Below are 15,837 nucleotides of genomic sequence, written 5' to 3'. Positions count from 1 at the left end.
ACCTCCTTTTCCCCTTTTATATTAAATATAGGGCTATAAATTTTTGTTGCATTTCTTGCCTTTCTTTTTGGCTTAAGGTAAATTAAACAAAAGGGGTTATTTATGGCATGCAAAATACTTGTTATTGAAGATGACAAAATTCAGAGGGAATTGTTGGTTGATATTCTTGTTGAGAATGGTTTTATCGTTTTTTCATCTCATTCTGCAGAAAAGGGCGAAAAGCTTGTGGGACAAGAAAATATTGATGTAGTTATAACCGATGTTAGACTTCCGGGAAAATCAGGGATAGAGTTTCTAAAGTCTGTAAAGAGAGTAAGAGATGTTGAAGTTATAGTTGTAACTGCTTTTTCAAATATTGATGATGCAGTTAAAGCCATAAAGTTGGGAGCTTTTCATTACATTACGAAACCTTATGATGTAGATGTTTTAATTAATTTAGTTAAAAAGTGTTGTGAGCTTTCTCGTTTAAGGAGGGCTCTGCTTGATAAAGATAAAATTATATTTGCTTCACCTGTTATGGAGAGAATCCTTTCAATGGCTTCCCTTTTTGCAAAGGCCGATGCTCCGGTGCTTATAACCGGTGAAAGCGGAACAGGTAAGGAAGTGATAGCGAGATATATACATAAAGAGAGTGGAAGAAAAGGTAAATTTGTTCCGGTAAACTGCACTTCTATTCCTGAGAATCTTTTTGAGAGTGAGTTGTTCGGGTATGAAAAGGGAGCTTTCTCTGGAGCTGTCAAATCTAAGCCGGGACTTATAGAAGAAGCCGATGGAGGGACTCTTTTTCTTGATGAGATAGGGGATCTGTCGCTCTCTCTTCAAGCAAAACTTTTGAGGTTTTTGCAGGAGAAAGAAGTTAGACGGGTTGGCGGTCTTGAAACAAAAAAAGTTGATGTTAAGGTTGTTGCAGCAACAAATAGAAATTTAGAAGACCTTGTTAAAGAGGGAAAGTTTAGAGAGGACCTTTTTTACAGACTTAATGTGCTTAGAGTGAAAATACCTCCTTTAAAGCAAAGAAAAGAGGATATCCTTGAACTGTCTGGTTATTTTATAAACAGATTTTCCAGAAAGTATGGTAAGCAGATTGCTCTTTCTTCTGAAGCTATTGATTTGCTTCTGTCTTATGATTTTCCCGGTAATGTTAGAGAACTTGAAAATATTTTGCATAGGGCTGTTCTTGTTGCGGATGGAGAGATAAAACCTGAACATCTTGGAATTAATAAAAAGGAATCTGTTTTTTCTTGTGTTCTTCCTCCTGGAAAAAGGCTTCCAGATTACATTGATGAGATAGAAAAAGCTATTCTTTTAAATGCTCTTGAGGAAGCGAATTTTGTTCAAACGAGGGCAGCAAAGCTACTTGGAATAGATGAGAAATCTTTAAGGTATAAACGGAAAAAGTATGGAATATAGAAAAGAGAAAAGTTATCTTTTAATTCCACTGTTTCTTACAGCACTTTTGATGGTATTTTTCAGTTATAACTTTTACAGACTGAGGCTTGAATGGAATTCTTTTTTTCAGATTGCTGTTAAAAATGAGGCAGACAGGGTTAAATCTCTTGTTGCAAGTACGGTCGGTGGAGGTGGTGATCCTATAGAGAGTCTCTCATCTTATGTTGAAAATTCCAGATTACTTAAGGGTATTAAGGTTGAATTTGAAGGAAGAGAAATAGTAGTTCCCGGTTCTGACTTTAGCGGTGATTTTGAAAAAATAGAGATTAGTTCTCAACCTTTCAAACTTTATCTTTTTTTTGATACCTCTTACAGGAAAGAGATAAATAGACATATCCTTTTTCAATTTCTTGTAGGACTTTTGATAAACATCTTGCTACTTTTGGGAATTGCCTTTTCTTTAAGGCTCTATTTTTCTCAAAAGTTATCTTTTGACAAGGAAAAGCACGAGAAAGAGAGATTAAAAAGTGTATCGATAGCTATTTCTTCTATTCTTCATGAAGTTAAAAATGCCTTGAGTCGCCTGAATATGCTTGCTTATAGAGTTAGCAAAGAGTCGTCATCAAGGTATGCCAGATTAATGCAAAGTGAAGTGCAGAAACTTGGTCTTTTCGTAGAAGAGGCTTCAAAGATTAATAAACCTATCGTCTTAAATAGAGAGATGGTCTCCCTTAGAAAGTTGTTATTTGATGTCGTTTCTGAATTTTCTGATGTTGCTCAGGCAGAAGAGGTAAAGATAAATCTAAACGTTAATGCTGATATTCCGGTTTTTATTGATAAGGATAAGTTTCTAATTGTTTTAAGGAATCTTATAAAAAATGCCATTGAAGCAGTTGCCGAAAAGGAAGGAGACAGAATGGTAGAAATAGCTGTGGAAAAGGATGGTAATCTTGTCAGAGTTTACATTAAAGACAACGGAGGCTATCTTCCCGATGAGATTTTTAAACCTTTTAAAACAACTAAGGAAGGAGGGTTCGGACTCGGTCTTTATAACTCAAGACGAATAGTTAAGGCTCACGGTGGTAGGCTTGAGGCTTATGTTAAGGATGGATGGACGATTATGTTAATTGAGATTCCTCAAAATATTGCTTGATATGTCAGTTTAAGATATTTTGTTTCTTTTCTTCCTTGCCGTTTCAAAGAATGCTTTTAAGCCTTCTCTGTCATTTTCTTCTATCAGTTTTTCCACGTGAGTTAGTGAGTCTTTGAACGTTTTTATCGCTTCTAAAACGTTTTCTCTATTTTCCATACAGATGTCTCTCCACATTACTGGATCACTCATTGCAATTCTTGTGAAGTCTCTGAAGCCGCCTCCTGTGAACATAAAGAGGTCTTCATTTAACTGTTTTGAAAGAATGTCTATTGCATCCACTATGGAATATGCAACAACATGAGGTAGATGGCTGACAGATGCAAATATCTTGTCGTGGTAGTAAGGATCCATTTCTATAACTCTTGAACCAAGGTTGTGCCATAGTTTTTTAATCTTTTCTTTTGCTTCCGTGTCTGTATTTTCTGTCGGTGTCAGGATAAACTTTGCACCTTTAAACAGATCTTCGATGCTGTTTTCAACACCTGACTTTTCTGTTCCTGCTATTGGATGTCCGCCTACGAAACGAGCAACGTTTTTAAGCTCTTCTTCACACATGTAAACCAGATTCCCTTTCACGCTTCCAAGGTCGGTTACGATTATGTTCTTTTCTGGATTAATTTTTTCTCTGATGGTTTTTAAAACATTTTTGTAAACTCCTACAGGCGTTGCGATAGCTATAAGGTCAGCTTCTTTTAAAACATCTCCTGTTGTGTCTCCGTTGTCTATAACTTTTAGGTTTATACCTTTTTCAATGGCTTCGGGATTCAGGTCAACGGCCGTTACTTTTCCGGGAAAACCGTGTTTTTTTAGATTAAGAGCAAAAGAGCCTCCGATAAGTCCTAAACCTATGATTGATATATGTTTAAAGTCCCACATTCTGTCTCTCCATTGATTTAACTATGGATATTATCTTACATGAGTTTTCTACGGCAGAAAGGTATTTAAATGCCTCTTCCAGCGTTCTGCCAGTTGAAAATGGCCCGTGTGATTTTACCACTGCAATTTTACAATTTTTAAGAAGTTCTGGAAGTTTTTCGGCTACTTCATCGGAGCTTATAACGTTTTTTGCGGATAGGATGGGGACAGTTCCAAGTAAAAATTTAACTTCCGAATCAAGAGGAACAATTTCATCTGTCGTCAGGGAAACAGCTACGGTATAGGGGGAGTGAGCATGGACTACTGCTTTTACCTCAGGTAGTTGTTTATAGATGTTTCTGTGAACTTTTAATTCTATTGATGCTTCTCTGTCAAGTTTTTCGTTAGGTTCTAATGTCGTGATTACAATGTCATTTTCTGTAAGACGTCCGAGCATTTTCCCGGACTTTTTGATCAGAATGTATTCGTTGTATCTTGCACTTATGTTGCCTCCATGACTGTCTGTAAGTCCCATTTCAAAAATCAATTTTCCGATTTTTATTATTTTTTCTTTTAATTTTTTAATTTCGTTTTCCACATTAGCCTCCGTTTTCGGTAATATTTATTAAGATCCATTCAATAACGTTTCGGGGCCTGCCGTAAAATTTCAGAAAGGTTCTTCCTTTTTCCAGTGGTTCGAACCATTTTAGAAATGTTTTCTTTTCGGATAAAAGCAATTCTAACGCATCAATGAACAGTTCTGTTTCCTCTCTTGACATGGATGAAAAATTGGCAGAAAAAGAGGTGATGTTTTCATATAGCTTTTTTTCTTTTAAGAGTTTTATCAGTTCAGCTATCAGGTCAGGAACTTTACTATTTACCAGAGCTATTGCTTTTCCAGGACTGTTACCGCATATTTTGATGATTCTTTCATCGTATTGAATACCAAGGTTTTGGAGGACTGTTTTTACCTGTTGTTCAGTTAGTTTTCCGAAGCGGAATATTTTGCATCGCGAACGTATAGTCGGAAGTAAATAGTTTTCATTTGAAGTTATTAGAATTATTACTGCATAGCTGGGTGGTTCTTCCAGTGTTTTAAGGAGTGCATTTGCAGCTTCTGTTTTCATAGTTTCAGCATTGTCTATAATTAAGACTTTTTTTGAAGAGTATTGAGGTTTTTTAAACAGCCATGAGGAACTGTCTCGTATTTCATCGATAGTTGGTGGTTTATCTTCTCCGATAATCTTTATTCCAAATGAGTTTTCGGTTAGAAGTTTAGCCGTTTCAACAGCCACAAGTTTTTTTCCTATTCCTTTTGGACCTGAAAATAAAACAGAGGATGGAAAAGCGTTTTTCTCGATCAGCTCTTTTATAATATGGAGTTGTTCGGTATGTCCTATTACTGTGCTAAATCCCATTTTTAAGTCTTCTCTCTATGTTTTTTCTTATTTCTTCAAATATCTCTTCTGTTCTTTTAGTGCCGTCTATGACAACTATTCTTTCTGGATTTTCACTTGCTATTTGCAGGTATCCCTTTCGAACTTTTTCATGGAAAATTAGTGTTTCTTTTTCTATTCTGTCGTGCTCTCTTCCCTCTATCCTTAACATTCCGATTTCTACAGGAACGTCTATTAAAAATGTTATGTCCGGTTTTAGTCCTTCTGTTGCAAGACTATTCAGGTGGCTTATATCTTTTAAAGAGAGTCCTCTACCGTATCCTTGATATGCCAGTGTTGCGTCTGAGAATCTATCAGAGATTACTATTGTCCCCGAATTAAGGGCTGGTTTTATGAGATTTTGAACATGGAAAGACCGGGCAGCCATATAAAGCATCAATTCGGCTATTTCGGGAAATGGTTCTTCTCTGTCTGAGAGTATAAATTTCCGGATTTCTTCGGCAGCCGGTGTTCCACCCGGTTCTCTTGTTAGTATTACTTCGTAGCCGTTATCAATAAGCCATTCGTGCAAAAGCTTTGCCTGTGTGGTCTTTCCGGAACCTTCTATTCCTTCAAAAGTGATAAACATCTTTACCGCCTACTTACAAATCATCGGGCCGAGTGGTTTTCCTGCAAAGAGATGGAAGTGGATATGGTAAATTTCCTGTCCTCCGTCGCTGTTGCAATTCACAAGCATTCTGTATCCTTTTTCATCAACTCCCAGCTCTTTAGCTATTTTCTTTGCCACGAGGAAGATATGTCCTATTAGTTCCTTGTGGTTTTCTTCAAGGTCGTTTACTGTTGGGATGTGCTCCTTGGGGATAATTAAAATATGGATGGGTGCTTGTGGGTTGATGTCGTGAAATGCCATGACTTTGTCATCTTCATATACAACTTTTGCAGGAATTTCTTTGTTGACGATTTTACAAAATATACACATTTTTTACCTCCTGACTGCAGGTTTTGATAATGTAATGTTACCTGCCTTATCAACAGCACCGATTCTGTAAGTGCCTTTTAGGCAGTTTTTAATGGTGAATGTTAGGCCGGTCGTTTGTCCGATGCACTTACCATTATAAAAAATTTTGTAATACTTTACATCTTTTGATGTGGAAGGTTCCCATACAAGGTAGCAGATGTGATCTGTTATCAAGATCAGATTTTCCGGCGGTGCCGGCGGGATGTTGTCAACCGGTTTTACTAAGAAAGTTTTTGTAAAAGGTCCTTTTAGCTCATTATTGGCGTATCGTGCTTTGTAGAAGTAGATTTTTCCGTTGATTACGTTTTTATCTATAAAAATAGTGCTTGATATTGTTTTGTAAGGTTTTATCGGATTGAAATTTTTGCCGTTAGATTTGAATATTTCTATTGTCTTGTAGGTTAGTTTCCCGAATTTGATTTTGACAGAGTCGTCTCCGGCCTTTATCTCTTTTACCACGGGTGGTTGTTTAATAGAAGTTTTTATAATTCTGCATGTAGGTTCAGAAAAATCTCCTTTGAAAGTTTTATAAATTGCTGCTACTCTGAAACACACTTTTGTTCCTACAGGGAGAGGTTTATATTTAAAAAATGTTTTTGATGTCTGGAAAACCTTTTTCCCGAAGTCGATGTCAATTATATAGCTAAGTTTTTTTATTTCTTTCAGAGGAATTGCTTCACCGTCAACAAATTTTGCAGGGGGATTCCAGTAAATTAGCGGAGCTGATACAACTTGCTGAAAGTTAACTTTGTCAGGTGGCAGTGGGTGAAAGTCCCTGGGAGGTAGGGGGGTTCCTCTTCTACCGCAGGTGCTAAAGGATGACAGGAGAAGAAAACCGATAATAATCAAAACGTGCTTCACGTTACCTCCCGTTGTGTAGGAAGAATTTTACATTAATTTTCTTTTTCTTTCTTCTCTTTAATTTCTATAAAGATTTCGTAAAGTTTATCAACGTTTATCGGTTTTGTTATGTAACCGTTTGCCCCATGTTTTTTGGCTTTTATTTCTGTATCTTTGTAAGCATCTGCCGTAAGCATGTATATCGGAGTTTTGACTCCGGCTTTTCTCATTTTTTCAAGTGCTTCAAAACCATCCATTACAGGCATTTGAAGATCGAGGAATATAGCATCGTAATTGTTTTTAACAGCCTTTTCGTAAGCTTCAGCGCCGTTTTCTACCATATCTATATCTTTAATATTAAAGTTCTTTTCAAGAATTTTCTGGAACAGCTTTCTGTTAATTGGTTCGTCTTCTGCGGCCAATACTTTAAAGTTTGAAAAGTCATAGTGTTTTTGAAGTTCATCGATGGATAGTGCTGTTTTCTTCTCTTCTTCTGTTTTTGCTCTACCTTTTTTCAGTTTAAGAGAAACATAAAAAGTGCTACCTTTTCCGTATTTTGATTCAAACCAGATATCTCCTCCCATAAGTTTTGCTAATGTTTTGGAAATATACAGTCCCAGACCGGTGCCTTTTACTCCTTGAGTTTCTTTTGTGCAAACTCTACCGAAAGGTTTGAAAAGATCTTTCTTTCTGTCTTCAGGTATTCCTATACCGGTATCTTTCACGTAGAAAGTGATTTCGATTTTGTCTTTAAGATCTTTCATTTCTTTAACACCTATTTCGACAAACCCTCTTTGTGTGTATTTACATGCATTTGATACCAGGTTGTAAAAGATCTGTTTTATCCGTTTTTTGTCACCTATAAATAAAGTATCAAACTGTGGAACTTTGCATCTTATCTCAAGATTTGCGTTTTTCTTTGTTGATGTAGAAACGATAACGTCTTGAATAACGCGGTTTAGATCAAATTCTTCCTCTTTAAGTTCTATCTGGCCGGTTTGAATTTTTGTTGTGTCAAGAAGGTCTTCTATCAATTCTACAAGTTGATGGGCAGAGAGTTCCGCGTTTTTCACATAGGATTCTTGTTCTTTCGTAAGGTCTGTTTTTAGCAGCAGGTTAAGAAAGCCTATGATTCCGTTAAGAGGTGTTCTTAGTTCGTGAGATACTGACGCGATAAATATTTTTTCGTTGTAAGCAAATCTCTTAAACGCTTCCAGAAGTTTGTTTATGTTTCTGGCAATTTCTCCCATTTCTCCAGGAATATTTTCGTCCATTTTTATGTCAAATTTGCCGACTGTTGCGTGAGATAGAACTTTTTTAAGGTCGTTTATGTTTTTGTATATGTCATTGATAATTGTGAAGAAGAAGTAGATCAGTATTGCGAGGAAACATATTAAGAATAAAAGTGCGAGAATAAAGTTTGTTTTCGCTTTTTTTTCAGTCTGTATTGCAGTCTGGATTTCTTGTTTTACTATTTTTTCTTCAAAATCTTTTAATTTTTCTATGTAGCGTGTTTCTATGTCCCACCATTCTTTTGCGGATATACTGGGTTTTTCTTTGTGTAAAACTGCTTCGATGGTGTAGTAAATTTTTTGTCCTTCCGGCAATGCTTGTATTTTTTCAAGTCTTTCTTCTATATTGGGAGGGATGTGAGATATTAACACTATGTGCTTTTCGTATAGTGCTTTTTCTATATTTTTAAGGAGATCTTTGTCAAATCCGGTGAAAAGGCCTACGCCTATATAGGCCCTTAGTTTTCCTTCTATATTTTTCAGTCTGTCGAGCGGGTAGATAAAGTTAGAGTATTTAGATGGCGCTTCTTTATATTTGAAAAAGTCATACAGGTTTTCTATGAGGTTGCAGTAGTATAAAAAAATTACATTATAGTCAGGTCTCTTTTCGACAATCGTTTTTCTTACTTTTTCAAGATTTGAAATATCTTTTTCCAGTTTTTCTCTGATGGTTTTTGATATAGGAATTGAGGAATTGTTTAGATTTTCTTCTAATCTTACCAATTTGGCGTCAAATATATTTCTCTCTTCGTACATTTTGTTGCGAAAATACTTATCGTGAGAGGCAACGTATATTGTAGATAGACCTCTTTCTTTTTCTGCCTCATTTATGAAGTCAACGAGGTAGAGAGTAATTTGTGAATATTGTAGATTGTTTAGGCTTTTTCTGTATTCTTTGTAGCTGTAAAAAAGCATGTATGAAAAATTAATCAGGAAAGCAAACAGTGATACTATTACGAGGAGTAAAAGTTTCGTCCTTAAGGATAATTGTTTCATAAGCTTTATCCTTCAAGTTTACTTATCGCTTTTCTGACCTGTTCTTCAAGTTTGTCAAAACTGTTATCCTTTTCATATAGACGTTTGACTTTTCTGAATTCTTCCGCTTCGTTTTTCATTCCCATATTTAGAAGAATGCCTTTAAGAGCGTGTGTTATCTTTATTAAAGTCTCGGCATTCTTTTCTTTTAGTGCTTTTTCTATGAGAAACAGTTTGCTTTTTATTGAATTTATACCGTCTTCTATGAGTTCGTTTATGTCATCGTTTTCGAATCCAAATCCTTCAAGATGTTTTTTAGCTTTCCTATTTATATTTTCAATCATTTTCTGGTTAATTTGTGTCATACTGCCTCCCTCTCTTCCGTTTTTGAAAGAGTTTCGTAGATCTCTCTTACTTTTTTCTCATTTTCGACAAAGACGTCCAGTAATTCAGGGTCAAAACTTTTGCCTCTTTCCGATTTTACGATTTCCATTGCTTCTTCGAAGGAATATGCCCTTTTGTAAGGCCGGACAGATGTTAGAGCGTCAAATACATCTGCTATGGCGGTTATTCTTGCTTCAAGAGGAATTTCCTTTTCTTTCAATCCTTCCGGATATCCTTTGCCGTTCCATTTTTCATGATGGTAAAGGGCTATTTTTGAAGCAAATTTTAACAGTGGTATTTTGGTTCCTTTAAGTATCTCAACACCGTAAATGGTATGTTTTTTCATTATTTCCCATTCTTCTGGCGTAAGTTTCCCTCTTTTTCCCAGAATGCTTTCTGGAATGGCTATCTTTCCTATATCGTGGAGTGGAGAAGCTAAATATATATCTTCGATGAATTTTTTATCGCATCCGTATTTTTCTGCTATCAATTTGCAATACTCTGCTACTCTCTTGATGTGGTTTCCTGTGAATTGGTCTTTGTATTCTGTTACCGCTGCAAGGCGGAAGATAATTTCTTCCTCCCTTTCTCTTATTTCTTTTACCGCTTCGGCGACAGCGTTTTCAAGAAGTAAAGTTTTGTCTTTTAATAGAATGTAGTTTTCAATTAGTTTTATGTTATTCATTATTCTTATTGGAAATTCTACTGAATCAACCGGTTTTACTGTATAGTCATTTGCTCCTAAGAGAAGTGCTTTTACGCGGGATTCCTTATCTTCAAGGCTAGTAACAACTATAATTTTCAACTCTTCCATGTTGTAGTCTTTGCGTGTTTCTCTAATAAGATCATATCCGCTGATTTCCGGCATCATAATGTCTGTTATTACAAGATGAGGTCTGTTTGTTTTGATAATTTCAAGTGCTTTTTTTGATGATGTTGTGGCTTTTATGTCAAAAGTAAAAATAGAGAAGACTTTGTCAATGGCTTTTTCGACAAGTTTTTTCATTAAATTTATATTGAAAGGTTCGTCATCAACGATTAAGATCCTTATAGTTTTTTCCATGTAGCAATCCTCAATTTAAGTGGGTGAATAACCGTTCAGAAAAAAGATAATACCAATCCCCCCAAATTGCAACTTTTCCTATTTATTAGAAATTTAAATATTTTTACTTATTGATTTCCAGCTCTATACCATATGTTACAGGCTCCTTCACCGGAGACCATGCAGGGTCCTTTTGGTGTTCTTGGAGTGCATACTTTGCCGAATAGTTTGCATTGTGAAGGGTAAGCTTTTCCAAGGACAATCTTGTCGCATATACATCCTGATATCTTTTCCTCTTTTATTTCGGGAAGATTGAATTTAACTCTTGCGTTGATATTGTTATATTCTTTTTTTAGTTCAAGTCCGGATTTTGGAATGTATCCTATCCCCCTCCAGTTTACATCGGCTTTTTCGAAGTATTTATACATAAGCTCGAGTGCTTTTTTATTGCCTTCGTCTTTGACAACACCTTTGTAAACATTTTCCAGTTTGGGTTTTCCGTCTTTTATCTGGGCAAGTATTACTGTGAACGCGAGAAGCAGGTTCTCAGGTTCAAAGCCTGCAACGACAGTTGGTATTCCGTAGTTTTCTGGGAATCTTTTCCATGCATTGGCACCGACTATTGCTGAAACATGTCCAGGAGCTACAAAAGCGTCAACTCCAACTTCACTGTCCTTTACAAGAATTTCCATTATTTCAGGAGTGAGTTTTTGTGATGTAAGTATTGTTACATTTTCCGGAAGTTCCATCTCTATAAGTGCCGCAGTTGGAGCCGTTGTTGTTTCAAAGCCTATTGAGAAAAATACGATATTTTTGTCAGGATTTTCTTTGGCTATTTTTAAGACTTCGTGTGGAGCGCTTATCATTTTATAGTTTTTCCCTTCACTTCTGATAGAACCTATTTTTGTAGGGACTCTAAGCATGTCTCCGTAGGTTAGTAGTATGGTGTCATCTCTTTGAGAAAGTTTTATTGCATTGATTATGTCGCTTTCTGAACAGACACATACCGGACATCCGGGACCCGGAACCAGCTCTATCGTTTCGGGCATTAAACTTCTCATACCGCTAAACGTAATTGTATGTTCATGAGAGCCGCAGACATTCATTATCTTAACTTTTCTATCTTTAGGTGCAAGCTCATGTATTAAATGGATTAGCTTTTCAGGATTGTCATAAACTTTAAGAACTTTCTCTATGTTCATAAAAGCCTCCTTCCTTAAATATCTGAAATTTTAACATAACTGTTTCTTTTCTTGGATTTATCCCGATATTGTCGTAAAATTCCACTGATTCCTGCTTTTAGGAGTGAGTTTTGTCATCCGTTATAAGGATTGCTTTTTTAGGAGACATTTCCGGCCGGCCAGGTAGAAAGGCGCTTCAGATATGGCTTGAGGAAAACAGAAACAGTTATGATTTATGTATTGTAAACGGTGAAAATGCTGCAGCCGGTTTTGGAATAACGGAAAAAATAGCAAAGACTTTTGTTTCTCAAGGTGTTGATGTTATAACAATGGGTAATCACACCTGGGATAAAAAGGAGATTTTCAACTTTATGGATAACTATCCTATTCTCCGTCCGTTGAATTATCCCGAAGGAACTCCTGGAAAGGGTTTTATTAGATTTGAATTTGGTGGTTTTAATGTTATGGTGCTTAACTTGATGGGTAGAATATATATGGAGTGTCTTGATAATCCTTTTAAAGCCTTTGACAAAATTTATGATCAATTTCCCGATGATGTTTTTATAGTGGATTTTCATGCAGAAGCGACGTCAGAAAAGCAGGCATTTGGTTACTATGTTGATGGTAGGGCCTGTGCTGTTTTTGGGACTCATACCCATGTTCAAACAGCTGATTTAAGACTTTTGCCTGAGGGTACTTTGTATATAACAGATGCAGGAATGTGCGGTGCTGTTAATTCTGTTATAGGTATGGATTTGACGGAAAGCATCGATAGGTTTATCAAGCAGTTGCCAGTCCGCTTTAAGGTTCCGGAGAAACCGTCTAAAATTCAGGTATGTGGTGTTTCTTTTGAGCTTGATTTGGAAAGTAAAAAAGCAGTTTCTTTTGAGAGAATACAAAAAATTTACATAAGAGGTGAAGATGGCAACTATTCTTGATGGAAAAGCCCTTGCGGCAAAGATAAAAGAGAAGTTAAAAGAGGAAGTGGGAGTTTTGAAAGAACGTATAGGGCGTCCACCAACATTAGCTGTTGTTCTTATAGGAGAGGATCCCGCAAGTCAGATTTATGTGAGAAATAAAGAAAAAGCCTGTGAGGAGATAGGTATAACCTCTATAGGTATAAGAAAGCCGGCTTCTATTTCTCAAGAAGAGCTTGAAAATATAATTATTGCATTAAACGAGCAACAAGATGTTGACGGTATTTTGGTTCAACTCCCTTTGCCGGGACATTTGGATTCTCAAAAAATAATAAATTTGATTGACCCTGCTAAGGATGTTGACGGTTTTCATCCTGTCAATATGGGTAAAGTTGTTCTTGGCCTTTTTGATGAGGGGCTTATGCCCTGCACTCCGTATGGAGTTATGAAAATATTTGAGGCTTATGGTATAGAACTTCAAGGAAAAAATGCGGTTATGGTAGGTCATAGCAATATTGTGGGTAAGCCTCTTGCCAATATGATGATTAATAAGAACGCTACTGTTTCTGTGTGTCACGTTTATACTGAAGATTTGAAATCTTACACGTTGAGGGCAGATATTTTGTGTGTTGCCACAGGAGTTCCTCATCTTATAAAAGTAGATATGGTTAAAGAGGGAGCGGTAGTAATTGATATTGGTATCAGCAGAGTTAACGGAAAAATTGTAGGAGATGTTGATTTTGAAAATGTGAAGGAAAAGGTTTCTGCCATTACGCCGGTTCCCGGCGGAGTTGGTCCTATGACAATAGCCATGTTAATGTATAATACGGTTAAAGCGTTTAAGTTAAGAGAGGGAATTTGAAAAATATACCTTACATTCGTGTTGAACTTTGCACCGGTTGTGGTATTTGTGTAGATGTCTGTCCCGTAGATGTGTTTGAAATGAGTGATATAGGGAAGGCAGTGGTGGAATATCCTGACAGGTGTATGGCATGCCGGATATGTGAAGAAAACTGCCCTACCGATGCAATAGAAATTAAAATTTTGGAATGATTATTCCCCTCCGAAGTAATAAATTTAACTTTAGAATTTTTCGGAGGATTGGATAATGACATTTAAACAGCTTATTTATTCTATTTTTATTGCAGCAATTGTTATAGCCGTTTCTCTATTTGCACTTTCAAATTTCCAGGATGTTAATGTTGTAATTCCTTTTATAGGTGCTTATAAGACAAAGCTTTTTATGCTGATTGTTGTTTCGTATATAGCCGGATTTTTAACGGCAGCTTTTCTTTCTCTTTTAACAAGGCTATTTTCTATCTCTTTCAGGAGAGGCAAAAAGAGTGAGGATAGATCAGTTTCTGAAACTTTCAAGAGTGGTAAAGAGGAGAAGTCAGGCGAAGATACTGTGTGACGAAGGAGTTGTAAGATTAAACGGTTCCGTGGTGAAAGCTTCAAAAGAGGTTAAAGAAGGGGATGTTATAGAGATAGATACCGTTAACAGATACTTGAAATTTAAAATAGAAGCTATTCCTGCGGGAAAGAACGTTTCGAAAAAAACGGCACGTGAATTAATAAGAATAATTGAAGATAAAAAAAAGTCTATATCAGATATTGTTGACCTTATTTGATTCTTCCAGTAAGTGTTGTAAAATAAAGCGGCTTCTAATATTCTTTGACTGGAGGTCTGTTTATGTTTCTTGAAAGAGTGGTGGAAAATCTAGAAAAAAAATCGGATAAGGTGGTGCTTATTGATAAAAAAAATGGAAAGTATATTCCTTTGACTTTTAAAGATTTAAAAAAAAGAATTTCCACTATTCAGGATAAATTGTCCGAGTTGAACGAAGAGGATAGAGTGGTTATTTTCATGGAAAATTCTCCGTTATGGATAGCTTCTCTATTTGCTGTAATATTTAAGAGAGGAATTGCTGTTCCTTCGGATTATCTTCTCTCAGAAAAAGAAATTTTCAACATATTCAGGGATGCTCAGCCCCGCTACATAATTACCTCGTCTGCCAATGAAGAGAAGGTTAAAAAAGCAGTAAAGAAACTTGGTTATAAACCGGCTGTTATTAATGTAGATAAACTCTCCTTTGACGAAGATAAACCTTTAACGGTTAAAGTTCCAGATATTGATGAAGTGGCTGTTATTCTCTACACCTCGGGAACTACAGGGAATCCTAAAGGTGTAATGCTTACTTATAAGAATCTTAATCATAACATTGAAGGAATAGAAGATACGGGAGTTTTGAGAGAAAATGACCGTTTTGCCGCCATTTTACCTTTCCATCATACCTACCCGCTGCTTGTTACGGCAATTTTACCTATTGTAGAAGCTCTCCCCGTTGCTTTTATAGAGAAGCTTACGCCGAACGACATACTTTCTACTATAAGGGAACAGAACGTAACCATTATGGTAGGTGTTCCTAAGCTTTATCAGGTTATTTACCATAATATAATGGTGGAAATAGGAAAACTTTCAGGTCCAAAGAAAAGTATCGTCAATTCTGCTCTTAAGTTGTTTAAGAAAGTTGGCATAAAGAAGCTTCAAAGAGCGGTGTTTAAAGAGGTTCATAAAAAGATAGGACCGTCTTTAAGGTTTATGATTTCTGGTGGAGCTAAATTGAATGTTGAAGTTGCTAAAGGTCTGGAAGCATTAGGTTTTAATATTTTGGAGGGTTATGGTCTTACAGAAACATCTCCCCTTGTTTCTGTTAATAGACCTGATAAGAAGAAGATAGGTTCGGCAGGACTGCCGATTAAAGGTGTTGAAGTAAAAATAGTTAACGGAGAAATTGTAGTTAAAGGCGATAATGTGATGAAAGGTTATTACAACCGTCCTGAAGAGACAGAGGCGGTTATAAGAGATGGATGGTTTTATACCGGAGATTTAGGTTTTATTGATGATGATGGTTTTATTCACATTACCGGACGTGCAAAAGATGTTATTGTGCTTGATAACGGTAAGAATGTATATCCTGAAGATATTGAAAATGAAATTTTTAAGAGCAACTATATCCTTGAAGTTGGCGTTTTTGAAGAAGATGGTGTTATCAAGGCTATTATCAGACCTGATTTTGAACTTTTAATAGAGGAAGGCGTAGAAGATATTCATGAGTTTATAAAGCAGGAAGTGAAAAGAACGACAAGACATCTTCAGTCTTATAAGAAAGTTAAGGAGTTTAAATTAACAGATAGAGAACTTCCGAGAACAAGAATAGGAAAATTAAGGAGATTTATGCTTCCGGATATGTACAAGGAGATTTAAATGGTAGGACCGAGGGGTTTCGAACCCCTGACCTCCACCGCGTCAAGGTGGCGCTCTCCCACTGAGCTACGGTCCTATATGACGCTTCTAAAATATAGTCTAAATCTCTTCTGTTGCAAGTTTTTG

18 protein-coding genes and 1 tRNA gene are annotated in these 15,837 nt (G+C 36.3%); 8 read left to right on the top strand and 11 right to left on the bottom strand.

Features of this window, described 5'->3' with window-relative positions; translation table 11 throughout:
* The first annotated feature begins 102 nt into the window (after window positions 1–102).
* The gene (locus BLW93_RS02215) at window positions 103–1,410 is read left to right on the top strand and encodes a sigma-54-dependent transcriptional regulator (RefSeq protein WP_076712486.1); all 1,308 of its coding nucleotides are present in this window, start codon (window positions 103–105) and stop codon (window positions 1,408–1,410) included.
* A complete protein-coding gene (locus BLW93_RS02210; RefSeq protein ID WP_076712485.1) occupies window positions 1,400–2,542 on the top strand; it encodes a sensor histidine kinase in 1,143 nt (380 codons plus the stop codon). Before BLW93_RS02215 ends, BLW93_RS02210 begins: the two co-directional genes overlap by 11 nt.
* 9 nt (window positions 2,543–2,551) lie before the next feature.
* On the opposite strand, the gene BLW93_RS02205 is transcribed toward BLW93_RS02210, so the two are convergent.
* The 10 genes from BLW93_RS02205 to hypD all read right to left on the bottom strand — a co-directional run bounded on the left by BLW93_RS02205 (window position 2,552) and on the right by hypD (window position 11,547).
* Window positions 2,552–3,418 (bottom strand): prephenate dehydrogenase, encoded by an 867-nt coding sequence (locus BLW93_RS02205; protein ID WP_076712484.1) that lies wholly within the window; start codon window positions 3,416–3,418, stop codon window positions 2,552–2,554.
* Window positions 3,405–3,995: a class II aldolase/adducin family protein gene (locus tag BLW93_RS02200; RefSeq protein ID WP_076712483.1), complete on the bottom strand. Its 591-nt coding sequence runs from the start codon at window positions 3,993–3,995 to the stop codon at window positions 3,405–3,407. The genes BLW93_RS02205 and BLW93_RS02200 overlap by 14 nt, the downstream gene beginning before the upstream one ends.
* Window position 3,996: 1 nt before the next feature.
* A complete protein-coding gene (locus BLW93_RS02195) occupies window positions 3,997–4,815 on the bottom strand; it encodes an AAA family ATPase (RefSeq protein ID WP_076712482.1) in 819 nt (272 codons plus the stop codon).
* Window positions 4,805–5,422: a dTMP kinase gene (gene tmk / locus BLW93_RS02190; protein WP_076712481.1), complete on the bottom strand. Its 618-nt coding sequence runs from the start codon at window positions 5,420–5,422 to the stop codon at window positions 4,805–4,807. The genes BLW93_RS02195 and tmk overlap by 11 nt, the downstream gene beginning before the upstream one ends.
* A 9-nt stretch (window positions 5,423–5,431) precedes the next feature.
* Complete coding sequence (locus BLW93_RS02185) at window positions 5,432–5,773, bottom strand: histidine triad nucleotide-binding protein (RefSeq protein ID WP_076712480.1); 342 nt, start codon at window positions 5,771–5,773, stop codon at window positions 5,432–5,434.
* 3 nt (window positions 5,774–5,776) lie between these two features.
* Window positions 5,777–6,673 (bottom strand): fibronectin type III domain-containing protein, encoded by an 897-nt coding sequence (locus BLW93_RS02180; RefSeq protein ID WP_076712479.1) that lies wholly within the window; start codon window positions 6,671–6,673, stop codon window positions 5,777–5,779.
* A 32-nt stretch (window positions 6,674–6,705) separates the two neighbouring features.
* Entirely contained in the window at window positions 6,706–8,940 is a 2,235-nt protein-coding gene (locus tag BLW93_RS02175; protein WP_076712478.1) for an ATP-binding protein, read from the bottom strand.
* Between the two features lie 5 nt (window positions 8,941–8,945).
* On the bottom strand, window positions 8,946–9,284 hold the full coding sequence (locus BLW93_RS02170; protein ID WP_076712477.1) for a hypothetical protein: 339 nt from the start codon (window positions 9,282–9,284) through the stop codon (window positions 8,946–8,948).
* Entirely contained in the window at window positions 9,281–10,366 is a 1,086-nt protein-coding gene (locus tag BLW93_RS02165; RefSeq protein WP_076712476.1) for an HD domain-containing phosphohydrolase, read from the bottom strand. The genes BLW93_RS02170 and BLW93_RS02165 overlap by 4 nt, the downstream gene beginning before the upstream one ends.
* A gap of 107 nt (window positions 10,367–10,473) precedes the next feature.
* Complete coding sequence (gene hypD / locus BLW93_RS02160; RefSeq protein WP_076712475.1) at window positions 10,474–11,547, bottom strand: hydrogenase formation protein HypD; 1,074 nt, start codon at window positions 11,545–11,547, stop codon at window positions 10,474–10,476.
* A gap of 122 nt (window positions 11,548–11,669) precedes the next feature.
* On the opposite strand from hypD, the gene BLW93_RS02155 reads away from it, so the two are divergent.
* The 6 genes from BLW93_RS02155 to BLW93_RS02130 all read left to right on the top strand — a co-directional run bounded on the left by BLW93_RS02155 (window position 11,670) and on the right by BLW93_RS02130 (window position 15,711).
* A complete protein-coding gene (locus BLW93_RS02155; RefSeq protein ID WP_076712515.1) occupies window positions 11,670–12,464 on the top strand; it encodes a TIGR00282 family metallophosphoesterase in 795 nt (264 codons plus the stop codon).
* The gene (gene folD / locus BLW93_RS02150; RefSeq protein WP_076712474.1) at window positions 12,448–13,305 is read left to right on the top strand and encodes a bifunctional methylenetetrahydrofolate dehydrogenase/methenyltetrahydrofolate cyclohydrolase FolD; all 858 of its coding nucleotides are present in this window, start codon (window positions 12,448–12,450) and stop codon (window positions 13,303–13,305) included. The genes BLW93_RS02155 and folD overlap by 17 nt, the downstream gene beginning before the upstream one ends.
* On the top strand, window positions 13,302–13,496 hold the full coding sequence (locus BLW93_RS02145) for a 4Fe-4S dicluster domain-containing protein (RefSeq protein ID WP_076712473.1): 195 nt from the start codon (window positions 13,302–13,304) through the stop codon (window positions 13,494–13,496). Before folD ends, BLW93_RS02145 begins: the two co-directional genes overlap by 4 nt.
* 55 nt (window positions 13,497–13,551) lie before the next feature.
* Window positions 13,552–13,857 carry a hypothetical protein gene (locus tag BLW93_RS02140; RefSeq protein WP_076712472.1) on the top strand — a complete coding sequence of 102 codons (306 nt, stop codon included), beginning with the start codon at window positions 13,552–13,554 and terminating at the stop codon, window positions 13,855–13,857.
* Entirely contained in the window at window positions 13,787–14,074 is a 288-nt protein-coding gene (locus tag BLW93_RS02135; protein ID WP_076712471.1) for an RNA-binding S4 domain-containing protein, read from the top strand. The genes BLW93_RS02140 and BLW93_RS02135 overlap by 71 nt, the downstream gene beginning before the upstream one ends.
* A gap of 62 nt (window positions 14,075–14,136) precedes the next feature.
* Entirely contained in the window at window positions 14,137–15,711 is a 1,575-nt protein-coding gene (locus BLW93_RS02130) for an AMP-binding protein (RefSeq protein WP_076712470.1), read from the top strand.
* A gap of 1 nt (window position 15,712) precedes the next feature.
* Here BLW93_RS02130 and BLW93_RS02125 read toward each other — a convergent pair.
* A tRNA-Val gene (locus BLW93_RS02125) sits at window positions 15,713–15,787 on the bottom strand.
* Window positions 15,788–15,837: the final 50 nt, after the last annotated feature.

The sequence above is a fragment of the Desulfurobacterium indicum genome, assembly GCF_001968985.1.
GTDB lineage: Bacteria > Aquificota > Aquificia > Desulfurobacteriales > Desulfurobacteriaceae > Desulfurobacterium_A > Desulfurobacterium_A indicum.
The sequence above is the reverse complement of the archived record's forward strand: the minus strand, read 5'-3'. Positions and strand labels throughout refer to the sequence as shown.